2 protein-coding genes and 1 pseudogene are annotated in these 3,266 nt (G+C 48.1%); 2 read left to right on the top strand and 1 reads right to left on the bottom strand.

Annotated elements, in window-relative coordinates:
* Positions 1-165: 165 nt before the first annotated feature.
* A pseudogene (locus VZ94_RS05090) lies at positions 166-2,223 on the top strand (PhoX family protein); the annotation flags it as partial.
* A 130-nt stretch (positions 2,224-2,353) separates the two neighbouring features.
* On the top strand, positions 2,354-2,992 hold the full coding sequence (locus VZ94_RS05085) for a hypothetical protein (RefSeq protein ID WP_045778413.1): 639 nt from the start codon (positions 2,354-2,356) through the stop codon (positions 2,990-2,992).
* A 137-nt stretch (positions 2,993-3,129) separates the two neighbouring features.
* Here the strand turns inward: VZ94_RS05085 and VZ94_RS24255 are convergent.
* On the bottom strand, positions 3,130-3,266 hold a 137-nt coding region (locus VZ94_RS24255), incomplete at its 5' end, for a transposase domain-containing protein (RefSeq protein WP_131655473.1).

Raw genomic sequence — 3,266 nt, 5'->3', positions numbered from 1 at the left:
CTTTTCTTCGAGTTAGTTGATTCTATTCGACGAGTTGTTTATTACCGACCGAAGACGCCCAAGCCATCAAAACCTCGTGTTAATAAAGGCGTTCCTAATAAGTGGAAAGAAAAGCGGGCTAAGAAAATGGGTGCTACTGGCTAAAGTCAACAGTATTGCCCCAGCTTATTCCCTGTCGCCGATGCTGTAACCGTTCCAGCCGGCTATAAAGTAGAAGTTTTACATGCTTGGGGCGACCCTATCATGCCGGGCGCACCTGAATGGCTAGAAGATGCTAGTCAAGGGGCTGAAGAACAAGCCATGCAAGTAGGCATGCACCACGACGGTATGCATTTTTTCCCTATGCCTCAGCTAGGTTTTGGCGTGTCCAACACCGAAGGCTTGTTATGTGTCAACCATGAATATACCCATGAAGAAATCTTACACGGCGCCGAAGGTTTAGCGGGCGGTGCTGGTGTTACCTTGGAGAAAGTTCGCAAATCGCAAGCGGCTCATGGTGTTTCTATTGCTCATGTCGCCAAATTAAAAGGTAAATGGCAAGTTAAAAGAAATTCACGTTATGGACGCCGTATTACTGGCAACACCATGATACGCGTTGCAGGTTCAGCCGCTGGTCATGCGTTAATGAAATCAAAAAAATTTGACATCGCCACAGCCGCTGAAATTGGTTTGAATGATGGCTTCACCGCTTATGGCACTTTGAATAACTGTGCGCATGGCTACACGCCTTGGGGCACTTACCTGACTTGCGAAGAAAACTGGAACGGCTATTTTGCTGCACCAACCAGCGGTGACCAAATTGGCGATGAATTTTTAGACCAAAAAGCCGAAATCATCAAAGGTAACAGCCGTTATGGTATTAGCTCGACTGGTTTCGGTTATCGTTGGCATGAAGTCGATCCACGCTTTAATGCCGACAACAACCCGCTAGAACCCAATTTGTTTGGTTGGGTAGTGGAAATCGACCCGTTTAATCCCAACAGCACACCGGTTAAGCGCACCTCTATGGGTCGTTTCAAACACGAAAGCGCGCAAGTCGCAGTCAGCAAAGGCAACCGTGTCGCTTTCTACATGGGAGATGATGAACGCAACGAATATATTTACAAATTTGTTTGTGCCAAACCCTTTGAGCCGAACTATTCTGAAGCCAACCGTAATTTGCTTGATCAAGGCACGTTGTACGTCGCACGCTTCGATAGCACACCTGGCCAAAAAGCCAACTCTTTCCGTGGTCAATGGTTGGCGTTAAAGCCAGACACCTTGACTGTCATAGACTTAGAGGGCCAACCTGGCGTGAAAGCACGTTTGCGCGACCTACCCGCTTTCGCTGGTGCTAACGACGCCGAAGTACAGGCTTTAATCCTAATCAAAACCCGCCAAGCAGCCGATGCCGTTGGCGCCACTATGATGGATCGTCCAGAATGGATAGCGTTACGCACTTACTTCAACGATGAAACCGGTGGTAGTTATCAAGTGTATAACGACAAGCGTCCTCTGGAACTGTATTGCACACTGACTAATAACAGTCGCCGTGGCAATACTCCAACTTCCGTTAACAATGCTGACGGTTCAACCGGAGCAGGCTCTGCCAATCCGCCTGTTGACGTAGCTAATCCACGCCCAGACAACGACTATGGTCATATCATCCGTTGGCGCGAAGACGGTAACGTGGTCACTGCTGAAGCGTTTGAATGGGATATTTTTGTATTGTGCGGCGATACCAAAACAGTCAAAACATTGGGTAGCACTTACACACCAACCGACTTGTCCGGTGTGGGTTATGTCGGTAACATCGCAGACAGACCTAATGGCAGTGCCGATTTAGGTGCGCCAGATGGTTTGTGGTTCGACCAGTTTGGCCGCATGTGGGTGCAAACGGATCAAGCCGGCAACGCTCAAGGCGATTGGATTAATATCGGCGCTAACTGTATGGCTTGCGCTGACCCTAACACCAAGCAAGTACGTCGTTTTCTAACCGGCCCTGTTCATTGCGAAGTGACCGGTGTTGTTAATACCCCTGACGGCAAGACCATGTTTGTTGGTATCCAGCATCCTGGTGAAGATTCTCCTGCTAGCAATCCATCTCAATATAGCAACTGGCCGCAAGCCCAGTTCGCAGTCAACTCCGCTGGTGAATCATTGCCCAACACGCCCGGCGTGTCCAGACCACGTTCTTCTGTTGTCGTCATTACTCGTGAAGAAGGCGGCATCATCGGCGCATAAGGTTTACGCCTAAGCGTTATCTATCGGGGCGAGTCAAAACGGCTCGCCCTTCTTTTCCGGTTCTATTATTTTAACTGGTGATACTGGAAAACCCGACCTAAAAGACTTCTTTGGTAAAACGGTCAACATTATGAAACCAACCAACTCTGCAAACCATACACTTAACCACTTGCTATCGTTGGGTGTTTTTTATATGACTTGGGCATTCGCCATTAATGCCTATGCGTTGCCTCAAATTCAATCCCAAGCTATCGCCTTAAAAGTCATTCCTGCCCTAAGCGGCACATGGACGTGCCTAGCGTGCCATTACAGCGGAGCAGGCAGCGCAAGTTACCGAAGCCTCAAACCCGGTTACGGCCCAGCTTACCATCAAGATACCCTTCAGTTGACCCGATTAAAGGAAAAATTAAATGAACTGCCCAACGCGGCTATCGGCTTATCGGGTTCAGGGTCAGCCAAAACGGATAGTTATCAAGTAATTTGTGCTGCAAATGGAGTGTCATTGGAATTTTCAATCAGGGACAAGGCACCCAGTAAATTACCCATCATCAGCGCTCAATTGAGCCATGGCTTAAAAATGTCGCCCATCATAAAGGATTCAGTCGATGGCGATGCCCATTTCAGCCCTATTACCAAACTGGTTGGCGGTTTAAATGCCACTTATACGCTAACGGTAACAAAATCTGCTTATACAGGCGGGCTAGCCGAACACACTGGAGCCGAAATTTACGATGCAAACTCGCTTGCCGCAATAAGAAAGGCGCACTAACCGGTTTAGCGTGGCGAATAACCCAACATCACTAAATGGCCGTCATTACGCTCGCACAACTAACGAACGACAACCACACATCTTATCGCTTAACTGCATCAGTTTGCCGTAACCGTTCAATCTAGCCACGTTGTTTTCTAAAAGACATTCTGATCCTTAACTGTCTCGGAATTTGCCGTTGCAAAAGGCAGCAACTCATCGATACGACTGTTGGGCCAAGTCGGTAATTTTTCCAAAGTATCCTTGAGCCATTCGGTAGGGTTTAAGCCATTGA

It is taken from the genome of Methylocucumis oryzae (assembly GCF_000963695.1).
GTDB classification, from domain to species: Bacteria; Pseudomonadota; Gammaproteobacteria; order Methylococcales; family Methylomonadaceae; genus Methylovulum; species Methylovulum oryzae.
The sequence above is the reverse complement of the archived record's forward strand: the minus strand, read 5'-3'. Positions and strand labels throughout refer to the sequence as shown.